The sequence below is a fragment of the Fischerella sp. genome, from assembly GCF_013388695.1.
Classification (GTDB): domain Bacteria; phylum Cyanobacteriota; class Cyanobacteriia; order Cyanobacteriales; family Nostocaceae; genus PCC9605.
On the sequence record NZ_JACAEU010000042.1, the window covers coordinates 17,900 to 32,801 of the forward strand.

Annotated in this window: 25 protein-coding genes and 1 pseudogene; 13 read left to right on the forward strand and 13 right to left on the reverse strand. The window is 42.3% G+C overall.

Features of this window, described 5'->3' with window-relative positions:
- Positions 1-52 precede the first annotated feature (52 nt).
- Positions 53-670 carry a DnaJ domain-containing protein gene (locus HXY43_RS06785; RefSeq protein WP_290881504.1) on the reverse strand — a complete coding sequence of 206 codons (618 nt, stop codon included), beginning with the start codon at positions 668-670 and terminating at the stop codon, positions 53-55.
- A 432-nt stretch (positions 671-1,102) separates the two neighbouring features.
- Between HXY43_RS06785 and HXY43_RS06790 the strand changes: the two genes are divergently transcribed.
- Positions 1,103-1,282, forward strand: a complete 180-nt coding sequence (locus HXY43_RS06790) for a hypothetical protein (protein ID WP_290881506.1) — start codon at positions 1,103-1,105, stop codon at positions 1,280-1,282.
- 159 nt (positions 1,283-1,441) lie between these two features.
- Here the strand turns inward: HXY43_RS06790 and HXY43_RS06795 are convergent, their stop codons facing one another.
- Both HXY43_RS06795 and HXY43_RS06800 read right to left on the reverse strand, forming a co-directional pair.
- Positions 1,442-1,612, reverse strand: coding sequence for a ssl1498 family light-harvesting-like protein (locus HXY43_RS06795; RefSeq protein ID WP_290881509.1), 171 nt, complete (start codon positions 1,610-1,612; stop codon positions 1,442-1,444).
- A 502-nt stretch (positions 1,613-2,114) separates the two neighbouring features.
- Positions 2,115-2,411 (reverse strand): HNH endonuclease, encoded by a 297-nt coding sequence (locus HXY43_RS06800; protein WP_290881512.1) that lies wholly within the window; start codon positions 2,409-2,411, stop codon positions 2,115-2,117.
- Positions 2,412-2,574: 163 nt separating this feature from the next.
- Between HXY43_RS06800 and HXY43_RS06805 the strand changes: the two genes are divergently transcribed.
- Positions 2,575-3,339 (forward strand): hypothetical protein, encoded by a 765-nt coding sequence (locus HXY43_RS06805; RefSeq protein WP_290881514.1) that lies wholly within the window; start codon positions 2,575-2,577, stop codon positions 3,337-3,339.
- Here HXY43_RS06805 and HXY43_RS06810 read toward each other — a convergent pair.
- From HXY43_RS06810 to HXY43_RS06825, 4 genes are all read right to left on the reverse strand, one after another.
- Positions 3,326-3,457: a hypothetical protein gene (locus HXY43_RS06810; RefSeq protein ID WP_290881516.1), complete on the reverse strand. Its 132-nt coding sequence runs from the start codon at positions 3,455-3,457 to the stop codon at positions 3,326-3,328. The two genes, HXY43_RS06805 and HXY43_RS06810, sit on opposite strands and share 14 nt — an antisense overlap.
- Positions 3,420-3,629: a hypothetical protein gene (locus HXY43_RS06815; RefSeq protein WP_290881518.1), complete on the reverse strand. Its 210-nt coding sequence runs from the start codon at positions 3,627-3,629 to the stop codon at positions 3,420-3,422. Before HXY43_RS06815 ends, HXY43_RS06810 begins: the two co-directional genes overlap by 38 nt.
- On the reverse strand, positions 3,630-4,352 hold the full coding sequence (locus tag HXY43_RS06820; protein WP_290881520.1) for a hypothetical protein: 723 nt from the start codon (positions 4,350-4,352) through the stop codon (positions 3,630-3,632).
- Positions 4,353-4,426: 74 nt separating this feature from the next.
- Positions 4,427-4,732 (reverse strand): hypothetical protein, encoded by a 306-nt coding sequence (locus HXY43_RS06825; RefSeq protein WP_290881522.1) that lies wholly within the window; start codon positions 4,730-4,732, stop codon positions 4,427-4,429.
- Positions 4,733-4,890: 158 nt separating this feature from the next.
- Here HXY43_RS06825 and HXY43_RS06830 point away from each other — a divergent pair, with 158 nt between their 5' ends.
- On the forward strand, positions 4,891-5,106 hold the full coding sequence (locus tag HXY43_RS06830; protein WP_290881524.1) for an XRE family transcriptional regulator: 216 nt from the start codon (positions 4,891-4,893) through the stop codon (positions 5,104-5,106).
- 193 nt (positions 5,107-5,299) lie between these two features.
- Here HXY43_RS06830 and HXY43_RS06835 read toward each other — a convergent pair whose 3' ends face one another.
- On the reverse strand, positions 5,300-5,998 hold the full coding sequence (locus HXY43_RS06835; RefSeq protein WP_290881526.1) for a tyrosine-type recombinase/integrase: 699 nt from the start codon (positions 5,996-5,998) through the stop codon (positions 5,300-5,302).
- Between the two features lie 33 nt (positions 5,999-6,031).
- On the opposite strand from HXY43_RS06835, the gene HXY43_RS06840 reads away from it, so the two are divergent.
- Together HXY43_RS06840 and HXY43_RS06845 are read left to right on the forward strand one after the other, a co-directional pair.
- Entirely contained in the window at positions 6,032-6,199 is a 168-nt protein-coding gene (locus tag HXY43_RS06840; RefSeq protein WP_290881528.1) for a hypothetical protein, read from the forward strand.
- Between the two features lie 49 nt (positions 6,200-6,248).
- Positions 6,249-6,599, forward strand: coding sequence for a four helix bundle protein (locus HXY43_RS06845; RefSeq protein WP_290881532.1), 351 nt, complete (start codon positions 6,249-6,251; stop codon positions 6,597-6,599).
- A gap of 296 nt (positions 6,600-6,895) precedes the next feature.
- Here the strand turns inward: HXY43_RS06845 and HXY43_RS06850 are convergent, their stop codons facing one another.
- On the reverse strand, positions 6,896-7,588 hold the full coding sequence (locus HXY43_RS06850; protein ID WP_290881534.1) for a peptidoglycan-binding protein: 693 nt from the start codon (positions 7,586-7,588) through the stop codon (positions 6,896-6,898).
- Positions 7,589-8,120: 532 nt separating this feature from the next.
- Positions 8,121-8,825, reverse strand: a complete 705-nt coding sequence (locus HXY43_RS06855) for a hypothetical protein (protein ID WP_290881536.1) — start codon at positions 8,823-8,825, stop codon at positions 8,121-8,123.
- A 31-nt stretch (positions 8,826-8,856) separates the two neighbouring features.
- Between HXY43_RS06855 and HXY43_RS06860 the strand changes: the two are divergent.
- Positions 8,857-9,348: pseudogene (locus HXY43_RS06860) on the forward strand (DNA/RNA non-specific endonuclease); the annotation flags it as partial.
- Between the two features lie 288 nt (positions 9,349-9,636).
- Here HXY43_RS06860 and HXY43_RS06865 read toward each other — a convergent pair.
- Positions 9,637-9,981 carry a nuclease A inhibitor family protein gene (locus tag HXY43_RS06865; RefSeq protein WP_290881539.1) on the reverse strand — a complete coding sequence of 115 codons (345 nt, stop codon included), beginning with the start codon at positions 9,979-9,981 and terminating at the stop codon, positions 9,637-9,639.
- Here HXY43_RS06865 and HXY43_RS06870 point away from each other — a divergent pair.
- The 5 genes from HXY43_RS06870 to HXY43_RS06890 all read left to right on the forward strand — a co-directional run bounded on the left by HXY43_RS06870 (position 9,980) and on the right by HXY43_RS06890 (position 12,578).
- A complete protein-coding gene (locus HXY43_RS06870; protein WP_290881541.1) occupies positions 9,980-10,114 on the forward strand; it encodes a hypothetical protein in 135 nt (44 codons plus the stop codon). The genes HXY43_RS06865 and HXY43_RS06870 overlap by 2 nt on opposite strands.
- A gap of 103 nt (positions 10,115-10,217) precedes the next feature.
- Positions 10,218-10,361: a plasmid partition protein ParG gene (locus HXY43_RS06875; RefSeq protein WP_290881543.1), complete on the forward strand. Its 144-nt coding sequence runs from the start codon at positions 10,218-10,220 to the stop codon at positions 10,359-10,361.
- 91 nt (positions 10,362-10,452) lie between these two features.
- A complete protein-coding gene (locus tag HXY43_RS06880) occupies positions 10,453-11,115 on the forward strand; it encodes a CHAT domain-containing protein (RefSeq protein WP_290881545.1) in 663 nt (220 codons plus the stop codon).
- Between the two features lie 252 nt (positions 11,116-11,367).
- Entirely contained in the window at positions 11,368-12,078 is a 711-nt protein-coding gene (locus HXY43_RS06885; RefSeq protein WP_290881547.1) for a formylglycine-generating enzyme family protein, read from the forward strand.
- 341 nt (positions 12,079-12,419) lie between these two features.
- Positions 12,420-12,578: a hypothetical protein gene (locus tag HXY43_RS06890; protein WP_290881549.1), complete on the forward strand. Its 159-nt coding sequence runs from the start codon at positions 12,420-12,422 to the stop codon at positions 12,576-12,578.
- Here HXY43_RS06890 and HXY43_RS06895 read toward each other — a convergent pair.
- On the reverse strand, positions 12,551-12,823 hold the full coding sequence (locus HXY43_RS06895; protein ID WP_290881551.1) for a hypothetical protein: 273 nt from the start codon (positions 12,821-12,823) through the stop codon (positions 12,551-12,553). The genes HXY43_RS06890 and HXY43_RS06895 overlap by 28 nt on opposite strands.
- Before the next feature lie 38 nt (positions 12,824-12,861).
- Positions 12,862-13,230, reverse strand: coding sequence for a hypothetical protein (locus tag HXY43_RS06900; RefSeq protein ID WP_290881554.1), 369 nt, complete (start codon positions 13,228-13,230; stop codon positions 12,862-12,864).
- A 130-nt stretch (positions 13,231-13,360) separates the two neighbouring features.
- Here HXY43_RS06900 and HXY43_RS06905 point away from each other — a divergent pair, with 130 nt between their 5' ends.
- Positions 13,361-13,684, forward strand: a complete 324-nt coding sequence (locus HXY43_RS06905) for a hypothetical protein (RefSeq protein WP_290881557.1) — start codon at positions 13,361-13,363, stop codon at positions 13,682-13,684.
- Between the two features lie 436 nt (positions 13,685-14,120).
- Positions 14,121-14,813: a hypothetical protein gene (locus tag HXY43_RS06910; RefSeq protein ID WP_290881560.1), complete on the forward strand. Its 693-nt coding sequence runs from the start codon at positions 14,121-14,123 to the stop codon at positions 14,811-14,813.
- Positions 14,814-14,902: the final 89 nt, after the last annotated feature.

Below are 14,902 nucleotides of genomic sequence, written 5' to 3' on the forward strand. Positions count from 1 at the left end.
TTGAATATTTAGATATTTGCATATTTAGATACTCAAGTACTCAATATTATTTTCAATTAAAACCCATGTGGTGGCGCTCTTGTTTTGCTTGTTGATAAGCCCTATTAATCTCAGCCATCTTCTCGTCACTGCCTTGGCTATCAGGGTGATGAATTTTTGCTAGCTGTCGATAAGCCTCCTTGATGTGAGTCGGTGAGGCGCTGCGATTAACACCTAAAACAATCCACCACGACTTTTCAACAACCTCATCAGACTTTTGAGCTTGTGGTAAAGCTTGGTAGCCCATAAATGCCTGTTCAATACTCCCTACTCCCCAGCGCTCCATTCCTCGGAGAGCGTTTACATGAAGCCCAATTGCTCTAAGGTTGTCTTTCACCCTAGACCATTGATCGCAGGCTAGTACGTATGACTTTTTCTTCAAATTAAAATAGACTGCTACACCCGGATCGGCTGGCTCACGAAAATTTGCATAGGGCAAGCCATCTTTACGTAGGGGTACATTGCTGGAAATGATTACGTTTTTGGCTTCCAGTAGCCTTAGCTCGTTAAGCAAATGGTCGCGGGCCACGCTAAAGCCTACTTCAAATTTTGCTTCCTTACGTTTACTTTCTAGAGTTCGGGGTGATGTCACGGGCCACGTGAGGGGATAAGCCTCTATCTGGTCATTCATTGCATACTTAAATACTCGCGTACTCAGGTATTCATAATAAAGGCGTTCTAGTTGAAATCGCCAGAAGTATCAATAAATAGAAGGGGTTTTGATAGCAGCGAGTCCAATTGCATACCTAAAATTTTAGATATTCAAAAACTTGAAATTTCAGATATTTGAGTTTTTGAGTTGTTAGAGTGGCATAAGACAATGACACAGAGCATGAATTCCAGTCTCTGGTCAAAAATTTCTGAAAATACGAACAATATTCCTGCAACGCCTCAAATTCTGAAAAATATCAATTGACCAAAGTCAAAGTTGTAGACTAGGCGTAATACATTTAAAAAACCAAGGCAGTGGGAAGCACTAGTCACTGCCTATCAAGCAGGTGAGAACGGCATAAGTGACGCAAGCTTTGGAGATTACGCTGGTTTTAGTTGGCGATGGACTTGGTTGAGACTGCGAGATTATTACAAAACCGATAACGGCCTAGTTAAAGAAGTAGGCTACTGGAAAGACGGTAAGCACTCAACCAAGCTGGTTATTACTCAATCAGGGATAGAGTTTTACCGTCAGCAGTGGGAAAAATACCGCGCTCTTTACCCTGATGTGAATGCGCCTATTCCTGAGTAGTAGGCCATGCTGGTTTTAAGCCTTGGACACAACGGGAGCAATGTAATCGATCAGTTGAATTGCGATCGCACTCCATAACAACAAAAAACCCCGGTGTTAAGTACCGAGGCAACAGAGAAATCCAAATGTGATGGGAGATATAGCGAGAAACAAAAAATCTTAGCTAACACTAAAACCAACCAAAACTAGAGTAGTGACAATGGCTGAAGCAAAAACAGCTTGGATAACGTATTTGCGTTGCTGCCAAATTGCGGGGTACTCGGCATAGTACATCTTGGGTTCAGCTGCGTAGTTATTTAAAACGCCGTCTTCATTAACTGTTGTATACATAGCTCGTTTCCTTTATTTGTTTCTTTATGTAAATAAATATAACAATATTGTTACAAAAGGTCAACACGACTTGACAACAAAAGGCTGATAGCGTTAATAAGAGATGCTTATCAGGAATGGGGGCGATCGCTTCCGCGTACCGGAGGTTTATCGCCCCGGTTTCAACGAACGAATAGTTCCTAAGCCGTCGTAATTCCCAAGGCAATGACCGTTGGCTCTGGCGCTTGATATAACTCCGTTACGGGAATTCCCGCTTTGGAACTTAAATGTTGTAGAGTCCGTGATTTCTGAAACGACAAAGAAGCGATCGCACCACCCACCACTTTTACAACATCATTCCCAATTTTCCGAAATCAATAAGCCCACTGTTGGAGTAATTAATAGACAAGCAACTATAACGAACTTATATAACTAAACCAAGGGGACTTACCCCAACTCGAACCCGGTCATAATGACGGGGTTTTTGGGTTTGAGTGGAAGCGATCGCACCTTACCGAAGCCCCTACCACAACGATAATTGTCCTGGCGAAACATTAGACTTACCGCCCTGGTGGTAAAAAAGATGACACGCACTACAGAGGGCAGCCAAATTCTCTTTTCTGTTATCAGCTGGGTTGCGGTTCCAGTGGTGGACTTGCAGCGTATACGCCATCCGCTCTGACCGCGTGAGGTGTGATGTGTCCTCACCTGGAGCAACGCACTTCAACCCACACTTTTGGCAACACCACTTAGCCTCTTGTTTAACTGCTAGAGCAAGGTCTGACCAATTTTCAGGATAAAGCCGACGGTTAAACTTCATTGTCAGTGAAATATTGCGGGGCTTCTAGGATTTTAATGCGCCGTCACGACAACGCTTGACTTTTTTGGCCAGAAAAAGTCAATCTAGTATTTAAGCTATCTTGACCAAAAAATATCGTCCTTGCATCCCCATCTTCACTTGCAGTTAGGTGGGGTAGGATTCCATGCGTGCTACAGGTGCTACTCTACCACGAGGCTTTATGACTCAATGGCATTTAAGCTGGCAGGCGATGTTTGCTCCAAAGTATCGTGAAGTCGTTATGTGTAATGGTAAGCACAAGCATAGAGCAGATTTATGCTTACCGCAGCCAGATGGCAGCAAGCTCATCGTTGAGTTCCAGCACAGTAGCATCAGCACCTGGGACATCAGTAAGCGTGAGCAATTCTACACTCAATTTGGTCATATGCTTTGGGTGTTTGATGCACGCTCTTTCCACATCAAATTAGAACCAGCTTCCCCAAACAGTGATATCTATAAATTCACTTTGTCACCACCACGTAAATCATTGTGGGCAATTAACACAGGATTAGCCTTCGATTTTGGTTATGGCGTCTTGCTCATTGCAAAAGCTCATCAACGCAACGGTAAGCGTATAAAGAGTGGAGGTTGGGGTTGGCTAATGCGTAAACAAGCATTCGCGACTATGTTGCTCTCATTTACAGAACACTTTACGTTAGACACTAACAAACCCTTATGGGAGACAAAAACAAGGCGTGCGACTACACCGCAACTATTGGCAGCGACAAAGCTTGTTGCAAGAGCCGATTCTGTGGTCATAGAATCGTTAGCGCTGCAAGAGTTAAAAAAGCAGTTGCCCAATGTTAATCAACTTGCGCTCAGAGGTGCGCTTGCCGCTGCTTGTTATGAGGCTGGTTATGTTAAGTCTCGTGTCAATCAACAATATTCAGCCTGGGTTAAGGGTATTTAACGCCGACTGATATCCGCTTCCGCGTTTCGGCAATCAGTAACCAGAACACCAAAGCGATCGCACCTTCAATAAGCATTGATTCAATCAGGAGCGATCGCACAAACACACAAGCTTGCATTAGGTAACAGACGCACAAACACAAAGTACGTCTCCATGTAAACAGCGATCGGGCGACCGCTCACAAAAAGACGGCGATACGCGCCTGCTCCTTCTTTGCCCACCCGGAACCGCCTTGATGTGCCTTCTTTGGTAATGGGTAATGGGTAGTGGGCGCTCTTACCAATTACCAATCACTCAAAATCCCTCAACCGTCGCAAGTCCCAAAACAGCGATCGCTGGCTCTGACGCAGAATTGATTGATAAGCCTCTGGTGACAGCCAAGAGCCGTCCTCTAGCTTCTGGTAGCCTTCTGGCACTTCTTCTGGTGGCGTAGATGCGCTCAGCGTCCAGGGGCGTTTGGGTTTTGCAGGTGGTAAGGCGCTAAGGCGCTGCTCGATTTGTTCGAGGCGTTGGTTGATGGGGGTCAGCGCTCGTTCGAGTGCGGCGGTGATGGTGGCTGATAATTCTTCTTTGCTTATGATTCCACCAGAAGTTGCATGTGCTGGAGAATAACCAGTTTGTGACCAGATAAAAACCCTTAGCCCCGCTTTAGCAATCATTCGGTAATTATTCACTGCTATTTGTTTGCCTTTATACCTCCTTGCTTCGAGTGCGTAATACTCCAACACTGCATGACAAACCTCATCGATAATGAAAACTTTGCCAGAGGGGTCATTCGTGAACAGCCTCCAATCATTGCCAGCAAAGGATTTTAGACATTCTACGAGTTCATTCGTGAACGGGTCACAATCGCTGATTTGATTGAGCAGTTGTGTAATTGCCGATTTACTTGTTCCGCAAAATTTAGCTAAAGCTGTTACCGTCATCCCACTGACTCCATCTGCAAAACGGGTGCAGTAACTTTGGTCATCCTTAGCATCAGATATCAAAATTCCAGAAGTGTTATCAGTCATAGTTAAAAACCTTCAAAATTTTTTAAGAGGCACGCCTATAAAGCGCACCTCACCTGTGATGGGAAATAGAAAAGCTATGCCACGTCGGCTACAAGCAACCCACTTAAGGCAATAATTAACAACTGAGCTTGTTCTGGAGTTTCGCAGCGAGGACGGGCATCACAATCACACGGCTGGGCTACCCACAAGCCATCAATATCAGCACGGTAGAAAGTACCCAGCAGCTTCAAGCCTTGCCAGACTCGGTATAGAGTGCCAAAGTCAGCGTCATACACCGCATCGATTTCAAACTCTGGTGCAATATCCCGTGCTTGCTCGTCTATGTATTTTTCCAACTCAAGCTGTGCCAGAACTTGAGCATCAATTCTGGTTTGGTGCATAATAAATCAAACCTTTTAATTAAGGGTTGTCAACAGAGGTGGCACCGCCTAGGAAACGAATCCATCTCTGTTGTTTTTAGTATCTAATAATTAATTAGTACCTGTCAATTGATTAGTACCATCTAAATGTATTAAGATTGATGGTGTAGTCTATTGATATGAATATGAAAGACTTAAGGATTAGGGTAGGTAAAAAAGCAGAGGAAATAGCTGTGGAACTTGGTGTGGCTGTTTCTACAGTTAGGAATTGGGATCAGCTTAAAACTGCACCCAGGATGACTCCTATGGGCTTTGAAAAATTGATGAAAGTTTACCAGTGTACTTTTGAGGAATTGGTACAAGCCCAGAAGGAAGCGGGTGCGATTGATGATTAGTCCTTGCATAGCGCCCTTTCCCCTGTTTCTCTCCTCTTGAGCTATAGCGAAGCGCTGCCCCCTTCGGGGGATCGCAAATCATGGCTGGGAACTTCATGTGCAAGAGGAGTGGTAATGCCCAGGGCAATCGCCAGTTCACTCGCGGCTCATTCTGTTTTGTTCGGACGCGATCGCACTCCCTACCCCCAACCCATCACTCATCCTCATCCGGCAAATACAACCCACTACTATCAGTTGGTCTGGCGTGTAAATACATCTCGGTAATCGCCACCGAACTATGACCCAAAGTTTTTTGCAGTAGGTGAATCGGCGCACCTCTATCTAAACTATGGCTGGCGTGGCTGTGTCTTAACCAGTGGGGTGAAACATTACCTTCTAACCCTGCCCTTTTGGCAGCATTCTTCACAATATGAAAAACCATACTCCGGCACAGATGACCACCTTTAGCTGACACAAACACCGGGTCATCTTTACTAGCGTAACCTTTTAACTCTTGTATCTCGCGCCAAATACCCGCACCCACTAGCACAGTTCTAGTTTTTTCACCCTTACCAAACACTGTGATTTGTCCGCCGTCACCCCTGGCTTTGAGGTCACGCCACTTTAAGGCACATAATTCCGACACTCGCAACCCCGCAAAATAGAGTAAACGGATGATAGCGCGATCGCGTCCGTTGGTGGTGTTATTAATTACTAGCTGTACTTCGTCTTCAGTTAAAATTCGCTCTGCCAATCTGTTTTTTGCTGTTGGGGACTTAACCAGTATTCCCAAATTGGATGAGATGACACCTAACTGTTTAGCAAACGAAAACAAGCTTTTGATGGCTCCCACGGCTACCCGCTTAGAGTTATTACTACCCCCAAGCGTAATTGACCACATTTGAATGTCCATGAGCGTACATTCACTTAAAGGCTTGTTGCCAATGTGGCGAAAGAACCTCTGGGCATAGCGACGATACCCGTCAACAGTGTTGGCGCTTTTGCCGTGCAGCCACAGGTCAACGAGTTCGGTGTTGCTGAGGGTCGTTGGAGTATTCAACATCAGAAGGCAGAAGGCAGAGGGCAGAGGGCAGAAGGAAGATTAAAGGTATAAAACATAGGATAATAATATTTAAATACTTCAAACTTTTTACTTCAAACTTATGAGCTACAGAGAGCAGTTTATTTGGAAAAGAAGTGTTGAGCTTGCTGTTAAATGTTACGAATTAACACAACACTTTCCACCATCGGAATTATACGGTTTAACTAATCAAATCAGACGTTCTGCGGTTTCGGTTGCGTCTAATATTGCAGAGGGTTACGGACGTAGAACCAAATCTGAATATCTTCAGTTTTTGCATATATCTTTGGGTTCTTTGCGTGAATTAGATACGCAATTGATAATTGCACAACAAGTTAAATTAGCTGAAAGTAATTTGTTTATTTCCATACTGAATGATGTTGAAGAAATGCAAAAAATTATGGTTGCTACAATCAACAAAATAAAAACCTAAGCTTTTAAGCCACTGTGTAAAGTCCGCCCAAGTAGACGAAACGGCCACCCGTGGCTTCTGTGCCTTATTTTTCTTCCTCCTTCCCTTCTGCCCTCTGCCTTCGATTCAACATTGGTGATTCTTATGTTGAATGCTTCTTCATTAAACCGCAAAAGTGGGGACTTTTAATTAGTCGTCATTAGTAGTTAGTAGTTAGTTGCAACCGACGCGCTTAACACTCCTTACGCCGTGCTGTTCAGGCGTTGAGTATTCCTGGAGAGAGGAGAAGGAAATAGCCATACACGCTTTTTTACAAATTACTTAAGTAACTCTCTCCAAGTCTGTTGTCCCACAACCCCATCTGTAGGTATACCTCTGCTAGTTTGAAATTTTAAGACAGCATCTTTGGTAATAGGGCCAAAGAACCCTGTAACCTCTTGTTTAAAGAAACCAAATTTTTTAAGCTTCTGCTGCAACAACTCCACTGCATTACCTGTAGAGTTAAGTTCTAATTTTGGTAAATCTTGTTGGTTAAAGTTAGTACTTTGTTTAACAGGGGGTTTAGTTTGAGTATTCTTTCTTAAAGAGCAGACATACTCTAGTACACTTTCCCCTATAGATTCAGGATAAACAGAACCCATCTTCTCAGGATAAGAACCCAAAGGAGATTCATATCTGTTTTGAATTTCTCCTGAAGAATAATAAGTTACTCCCTGCAATACCCCTATTCTTCTGCTGTCACAGTCTATGTAAAAATTAGTCACTTGTTTGACATAGGTTCTGCCTGGAGAAGAAGATCCATATAATATGGAATAACTAGATTCACTTACCTCTCTCTTATACCAAACAGTTCTATAATTTCCTTCACCTTTAATACTATTTACATCCACGTAGTAATTACCATCATGAGTGCTACCCATATAAACCCACTGTCTTTTAACTTGAGCTATACCAGGAGCAGCAATAAGCAAAAACCCTAAAGATAAAAGAGCAGAAATTATTTTTTTCATAAATAATTTCCAAGTTACAAGCTTTATTTACTTAAAAAATTGATTTCACTTAATTTGCATTAGTAACAGATTTTAAACGCACTCTTTTTGGATAGATGCAGTAGAAGCCACCTTTGTTAATGATGATTACAAAAGGACTAACGTTTCTCTAATAGACCAAGTTCATAAACTTTACAAAGTTAATTTGCTTGACCCTACCGCTAATGAGTTTACTGCTATTCATTTTTATTTTAAAACAGTTATAAACTGATTGTGTTTCCAAAAAATGTTGGTTTAGAAAAGCATAAATAGTTAAGCATTGTAAACAAAGGTATGCAGTATATTGTAAGTACTTATCCAAAGCTTATAAACACGCTAAAATAAGCCAAGGCAGTCAATGCTATCGCTACTGAAACTGTCAGCAAACTTTCACGAACAACTTTGATACAATCTATGATTATTTGTTAAGAAAACAAAAGCACTGCCTATTAGAAGAATTAGAACTGAAGATTTTTTATTATTATTCTGCAAACCTAATAACAATGGTGTAAACTCACTTAACTGGGTGATACAGCCCATCTTTTTCATTGAACCGCCACTCGCGCTTGCTGGGGTCGCGGTCTTTACACCACATTTCAAAATCTTTCTGCGATAGAGTTGCGCGTTTTTCAGTGAGCGTCGAGGCGTTGGTATTGAGTCTAAGAGCCAACTTATCCTCGTCAATAGGTAGGAGTTGGGGCGGGGCTGAGTTGTACTGATAGGGGTATCCGCTTGATTTGGAACGCGATCTAGCGTTAATGCTATTTTGCATTTGCATTAATGCCCCTTCAAATCGTGCGAGTTTGTTAGATAATTCTTCGAGTTTTGATTCAACGCGAGTTAACCTGGTTTCTTGGTGGGCATTGTTGCTTGAACCAATACTTTCTTGGAAACGAAAAAATTCTTCTTCTAATTGATATAAGCGAATTTCTACACTCACTTCTGTACCTGGTACATCGCCTAAAATGTGATGTAGCCCTTGAATCACTAAATCTGTGGCAGTGGTCTTGCGTTCCCTGGCTGCTTTGCGTAGGGCTGTGGCTAAGGGTTTGGGCAGTTTGAAGTTGATTGATTCGCGTTCAGTTCGGGTCATCTCTACACTCGCTTCTGTACCAAGTGTAGAAATTGTACAGCTGGGTGTGGTGAGCGATCGCGCAGCGTGTCCGTAAGGACTCTCGCCCTGTTTTTCAAGACAACAAGCGATCGCAGTGCAGTGCAATGGCGCTCCGGAATTTACCTCGCGATCGCACCTACAGCCTGTATACTTTGGTTCAGGTTATGACAAAGGTCACGTTGCACCATCAGCTGACCGTACCAAAACAGTTGAGGATAACATCGCCACTTTCCTCATGACAAACATGATGCCGCAGACCCCAGACAATAACCGCAACACTTGGGAGAGTTTGGAAAGTTATTCTAGGGAACTGGTAAATCAAGGCAAGGAACTTTATATAATTGCAGGGCCATTAGGCAGTCAAGGTCAACCACTCAAAGGTAAAGTCACGATTCCCGCGTCAACTTGGAAGGTGATTGTGGTTTTAGACCGCCCTGGTGCTGGACTTAAAGATATTACTGCTAATACTCGTGTCATTGCGGTGAATATCCCTAACGAGCAGCAATTAGATAATAATTGGAGTACTTATAAAGTCAGCGTTGATGAATTAGAAAAACTCACAGGTTACGATTTTATTTCTAATGTTTCTCCAAACATTCAAGCAAGTATTGAGTCAAAAGTTGATGATGTGGTAGTTAGTCCACCACGCCCAAGAGTGACAACCACATCTATTAATACTTTTGTGCCAAATGAGACTAAGCCTAAGACATCCAAACAGACTGAGGTAGTAGAACCAAATCAATCACAGTCTCAGAATAATTGTGATCCGGCATATCCAGATGTGTGCATTCCACCGCCGCCACCAGATTTAAATTGCAAAGACATTTCCGAAAGAAGCTTTAAAGTCCTGCCAAGCGACCCACATAATTTTGATGGCAAAGATAAAGATGGCATTGGGTGTGAGAGCTAATTATTTTTAGGTTTCGATAACCTTAGTCGCAATTCCTGCTAAATTTCCTTCTGGAGTTTCACCAACAATGTAAGCGTCAATTTCAATTTCTCCCACGCGATATACCTGGGGGTTGTTTAGGTTGGCTTTGATTGTTTGCACCAGGGCTTGGAACTTGGCGACAGTTTCTTTCTCTTCTTCCCCATGCCAATCTTCAGGTGTTGTCGCCACACTAAAAAAATCATCAACCCCCACAACTTTGACGGGTGTGTCTGGGGAGTGGTTAGTTTGTTGTAGGACTTTTTCTGGTGTGGCAGGTGCTTTGGTTTCCCAAAGGAATGCTTCTAGGGGATACTCAGACTCACTCATCATGAGTAAACCGTCAGCTGCTGCTTTTAGTTTGTCAACAATTGGGGTGTCTGTCACGGATAGTTTGATGATAGGCGATCGCTATCGATTATCCTCTGTTATCAGCAAGAGCGATCGCGCTGTGGCAATGTTTTAACTTGTCAATAAAAGTGGACAAAATCCCATTTATCTGGAATCGCATTTTGTACATTTGTAGAATTGTATAAATACTATATATATAATCATCATCTGTAAAAACTATGCACATTAATATTGCAGACGACCTCAAAAAAAGGTTTCATGCCGCTTGCGCTTTGCGAGGGCTGAAGATGAGCCAAGTGGTGGCAGAATTAATCGAGCAATGGTTAAAAGCTAACGAAGCTTCCTCCGATGCGAGAATCTAAGACATAAGCAGTTACTGCCAATTTCAATAAGACAGTTTTGATACATGTAATACGAGTTAAGTAAAAAATCTTGCTTTTATAAGTACTTAATATGCCATCACAAGAGCAACGGTACGAGCGAGAAGGATTGGTGCAGCAGCAAAAAATATTGATTTTGGCAGCAATTCCTTACGGGCTACGCTTAGACAAAGAAATTCGAGAAATTGAAGAGGCTATACGACGAGCCACCAATCGGGATTTATTTGAAATTCGCATAATTACTGCTGTACGTTCTCAAGATATTCGTCGAGCGATCGCGGAAGAACGACCCCAAATTGTTCATTTTTGTGGACACGGCATGGAGGATGGCAGCTTGTTATTAGAAGATGATGGCGGAAATAATAAACCTGTCTCACCAGAAGCGTTAGCATCACTATTTAGGTTGCACGCCGATTATGTTAAATGCGTGCTGCTTAACGCTTGTTATTCAGAAAAACCTGCTGTAGCAATTAGCCAATACATTAACTATGCGATTGGCATGAATAACCCAATCCAAGATAGAGCAGCGATCGCATTTGCTCAAGGGTTTTATGATGGGCTAGGTTACAAAATTTCAGGCAATCAAGATGTGTTTCAAAGAGCCTTTGATGAAGGTATGGTTGCTATTCAAATGGAAGACCTTTCACAAGGGCAGATACCAGTCTTTAAAAAAAACTCTAGATTGCAATCTATATTGTTTATACCTACAACTTCTGAGCCTAAAAGCGTACAGTAAAAAGCAGTAGAAGTTATTGAAACTAAAAACACCTTACAAAACAAACGATATGATTTAAATGCAGAACCAAACAAAGAAGTCACAGCGCTACTTAAGCCCAAACCGAGTCTGCGAAAGTTTCGGTTTGAATATGCAGAAGTAGAACTTAAGCCCTCTGGACTATTTGGATTCGCAAAAAAACCAATCATCAACTCTCGCCGCAAGGAGACTAGCTATTTTGTCGAAGATTTGGGTGGTGGAGTGGAATTGGAGATGATTGCTATCAGGAATGGAAATTTTTTAATGGGATCGCCTGAAGAAAAAAATGCAAGTAGCTCGGAATTTCCTCAACATCTGGTATCTGTTAATTCCTTCTTTATAGGGAAATACCCCATTACTCAAAAACAATGGAAAGCTGTAGCTTGCTTACCACAGATCAATCGCCCCTTAGTAGTTGATTGTTCTAAATTCAAGGAAGACAGCTATCCTGTAGAACAAGTTTGTTGGGACGATGCTGTTGAATTCTGCGATCGCCTTTCCCAAAAGACAGGTCGGTACTACCGATTACCCAGTGAAGCCCAATGGGAATATGCAGCTCGTGCTGGGACTACAACTTTATTCCACTTTGGAGACATTATTACTCCTGAGTTGGCGAACTATAAAGTTTGTGAAGATCCTCAATCTTCAAAAGGAGTTTTTCATAATCAGACTACTCCTGTTGATAAGTTCAAGTTTGCAAATGCCTTCGGGCTATATGATATGCACGGGTTAGTTTGGGAATGGTGCATGGATAGCTGGCATGATAGCTACAAGAGAGCGCCCAATGATGGTACGGCATGGCTCAACGATAGAGATAGCCAACTTCGTGTAATTAGAGGAGGTTCTTGGGCTGATCCTCCAGGAAATTGCCGTTCAGCATCTCGCAAAAAGGCTCGAATTGATGAACGAGCAAATTACCTCGGCTTTCGAGTAGTTTGTTCCTAAATCAATGTTTGGTAAAGGTAAAGTAAATTGAGTTCGTTGAAGTTGAATAAGGGTTCATCTACCTAAAGTAAAAAATGAAACCACCTAACCTTATCCCACTTATAGTACTTTTAATTATTGCTGGAATAATTTGGTTTATAACTAAGAATAAAGAACAGAAAAAAACCATCAATGTTCGTTCCCACAAAAGAACGATAACTGTCAAAGGACATTCTAGAAACAAACCCAAAGCCAAGAATAAAAATCGTCGTAGTGGTAGACGATGAGACAATTAAAATAGCAATTTAACCAAGCAGACAGCCAAAACGATAGGCTAGACAAGGTTTTAGCCGAGCTAAAGGATGAAAATTAAAGTAGGACTGCGATCGCACCTATCATCGCCCAACTTTATCAAACTCTGGCTCGGCTTAACCACACCTCAAGCGGGGCAAGTGGAAAGGACTAGCCGAGCAGTGGTGCAACTCCCTCGCTTTTATCCTGAATCTGCAATTAAATTCTGAAGGTAGTCACGTGTTTCTGACAACGTTAGATACAAAAAATTGCCATTTTTATCAAGGATTTCGTACTCATCAATAACAATATGGTTGGCATCTTCACCCCATCCCAGACCGTGAATAAGCCCATTAGCACAAGCTTTGTCTCCAAGCTCAGCTATTGATAATAGTATAGATTTATACTCTGCTTTGAGTTTGCCTGTTCTAATCATCTCATCAAGTCTGGCGTATGATTCATTTATGAGGGACATTTGTTTGAAATTATTGTTGGGGAATAAAAGCGATCGCCCTACACCGAATCATCCATCCAGCCACATTCGGGGCAGTCGTAGTGAACCCTAGCTGAGTAGTCCCGCTCGAAGATGTAGCCGCAAGATGGGCATTTACCCGTAAACATCGGGTGAGTGTCCAGTAACTCTAATTGCTGCTCCCGGCTCCAGCGTTGTGGGGGTTGCAAAACTAACTCGCCGTTGTAGTAGGTTGCCCCCTCTGGCTCCCACAGTTCTACTGGTTCGGCGTTGGGGTCTGGGGCAAAGTGGGGACATTCTGCACCAACCGGGCCAGCAGGAAGAATGGCGCAAACTATGAAGGGACTGCCGGAATAAAAACGACAGCGATCGCACTCTGGCAACTTACGGATAGCTCTAGATTTAATCATGTTCTGCATTTTAACGCGCGCGTAGAGCGATCGCACGAGCAGTGGAGTGCGGTAAGCGAAGCCATGCCGAAGGCTTATCGCTCTACTTTCCGTGTAGATTTGAAGCTGTAGGACAAGCTTGGTTTTGGATATGTCAATTCGGGAAATGCTGCATAATTATCACGCTGGGATGGCAGCTTACGACCGATGCCACCCACCTAGTATTACCTCACAGTGGCAGGCATTTAAGAGTGAGGCGCTAGAATTCATGGAAAATCCTAGCACATCTGAAGCATGGGACATTTTACATTCATTTGGGAGATTTTTGTGGAAATTAACGGGAATACCACTGCAACTATTAGCTTTGCCTACTGTCTATAAACACAGCCAACGCTACGCTCATCATGGTTGCATTCGTAGCGCTCGCAACTGTGAGCTTAATTGCTGCGTTCACACAACTGACATTAAACCTTAAATCCTGATGCAGCAAGTAAAGCGAGCCTGCGGGAGCAGGAGCTTCGCTAACGCACTGGGGAATCTTGGGCATAGTTGCAGTAAGCAGTTTTATTCAAGTTTCCCCCAGAACTGGGAGCGATCGCTTGGAAGAATTAATATTATCTCTACTATAGGACTCCTCCAAAGATTTTTGAAAACATACTGAAACTGAAAAACCCGTTTGCTCAGGGTTTTGTCTGAAATCTTTTTCAGAAATCAGACAGAATTCCTATAGTCTAAGAAATTTTGCTATTACTTGTTTTTAGGTTATATTTGAGCAAATCAGCATAGTATGTGCTGCTATAGCCAAACTTTACATAGTGGCTACGATTTTTTGTGTGCTGTTTTTGATTTACTAGTGCTTTGTTCAGTTATATGGGTGTGTCTGTGAATCATTAATCTACATATAGAAGATTATGGACGAACAGAAAAACAATGTTCCACCAGAAAACAGTTCGACAGAACAAAATAATGACCCAATTAATAATAACGACCATCCAATAACTGCTGGCTTTAAATTTTTTAGTTATCTCGTAGACTCACCCGAACGAATGCGGCGAATGCTACAATTCGGAAGAACTATACTCATTTTTATTTGGTTACTAGCACTTACAATTCTTATGGTAGTGCGACCAAATAAAATTACTGTTGGCAATCTTGAACTAAATGCTGGAACTATCACTTTACAAGAAGATAATAATACTACCAAAAAAACATTTATCTTGAATCCTAATGGTGGTGGCTTTGAGACTCCGTGGGTCGATACACAAATTACAGTCAAAAAAGGAGATAAAGTCACAATCAATGCTTCTGGAAAGATAAATTTGGCGGTAGGTAGGCTAATTAGGTCAGCAAAAGATGATGTCATACTAATGACTCCTTGGAGCGACCCCGATGGTATACCAAAACATTTGAGCGATGACCCAGACTATCCTGAAATCAAAAACTTTAAAGTTATGAAAGAGCAGCCATTCGGTAAGCTGATAGCAGGAGTTCAAGGAAGTGACGATAGTATTACTTCCTACGCAATTGGTAAGGAAAAAGTATTCACCATGCAAAAGGATGGAAAGCTTTTGCTAACCAGGGTAAGCTCATCTAATTTAGTATAAAAATAGCTTGACAAATTAAACAAGACAAGAATAATCAGCGGTGTAAAAAACGTACTTGACATCAGAGCAAGATAAGTGAGATGACTTCC

Bases quoted from the DNA above. Each gene is read 5' to 3' on its own strand.
- HXY43_RS06785 (WP_290881504.1), bottom strand. From the start codon at position 670: ATGAATGACCAGATAGAGGCTTATCCCCTCACGTGGCCCGTGACATCA.
- HXY43_RS06795 (WP_290881509.1), bottom strand. From the start codon at position 1,612: ATGTATACAACAGTTAATGAAGACGGCGTTTTAAATAACTACGCAGCT.
- HXY43_RS06800 (WP_290881512.1), bottom strand. From the start codon at position 2,411: ATGAAGTTTAACCGTCGGCTTTATCCTGAAAATTGGTCAGACCTTGCT.
- HXY43_RS06805 (WP_290881514.1), top strand. From the start codon at position 2,575: ATGCGTGCTACAGGTGCTACTCTACCACGAGGCTTTATGACTCAATGG.
- HXY43_RS06810 (WP_290881516.1), bottom strand. From the start codon at position 3,457: ATGCAAGCTTGTGTGTTTGTGCGATCGCTCCTGATTGAATCAATGCTT.
- HXY43_RS06820 (WP_290881520.1), bottom strand. From the start codon at position 4,352: ATGACTGATAACACTTCTGGAATTTTGATATCTGATGCTAAGGATGAC.
- HXY43_RS06825 (WP_290881522.1), bottom strand. From the start codon at position 4,732: ATGCACCAAACCAGAATTGATGCTCAAGTTCTGGCACAGCTTGAGTTG.
- HXY43_RS06830 (WP_290881524.1), top strand. From the start codon at position 4,891: ATGAATATGAAAGACTTAAGGATTAGGGTAGGTAAAAAAGCAGAGGAA.
- HXY43_RS06835 (WP_290881526.1), bottom strand. From the start codon at position 5,998: ATGGACATTCAAATGTGGTCAATTACGCTTGGGGGTAGTAATAACTCT.
- HXY43_RS06845 (WP_290881532.1), top strand. From the start codon at position 6,249: ATGAGCTACAGAGAGCAGTTTATTTGGAAAAGAAGTGTTGAGCTTGCT.
- HXY43_RS06850 (WP_290881534.1), bottom strand. From the start codon at position 7,588: ATGAAAAAAATAATTTCTGCTCTTTTATCTTTAGGGTTTTTGCTTATT.
- HXY43_RS06870 (WP_290881541.1), top strand. From the start codon at position 9,980: ATGAGTAAACCGTCAGCTGCTGCTTTTAGTTTGTCAACAATTGGGGTG.
- HXY43_RS06865 (WP_290881539.1), bottom strand. From the start codon at position 9,981: ATGATGAGTGAGTCTGAGTATCCCCTAGAAGCATTCCTTTGGGAAACC.
- HXY43_RS06875 (WP_290881543.1), top strand. From the start codon at position 10,218: ATGCACATTAATATTGCAGACGACCTCAAAAAAAGGTTTCATGCCGCT.
- HXY43_RS06880 (WP_290881545.1), top strand. From the start codon at position 10,453: ATGCCATCACAAGAGCAACGGTACGAGCGAGAAGGATTGGTGCAGCAG.
- HXY43_RS06885 (WP_290881547.1), top strand. From the start codon at position 11,368: ATGATTGCTATCAGGAATGGAAATTTTTTAATGGGATCGCCTGAAGAA.
- HXY43_RS06890 (WP_290881549.1), top strand. From the start codon at position 12,420: ATGAAAATTAAAGTAGGACTGCGATCGCACCTATCATCGCCCAACTTT.
- HXY43_RS06895 (WP_290881551.1), bottom strand. From the start codon at position 12,823: ATGTCCCTCATAAATGAATCATACGCCAGACTTGATGAGATGATTAGA.
- HXY43_RS06900 (WP_290881554.1), bottom strand. From the start codon at position 13,230: ATGATTAAATCTAGAGCTATCCGTAAGTTGCCAGAGTGCGATCGCTGT.
- HXY43_RS06905 (WP_290881557.1), top strand. From the start codon at position 13,361: ATGTCAATTCGGGAAATGCTGCATAATTATCACGCTGGGATGGCAGCT.
- HXY43_RS06910 (WP_290881560.1), top strand. From the start codon at position 14,121: ATGGACGAACAGAAAAACAATGTTCCACCAGAAAACAGTTCGACAGAA.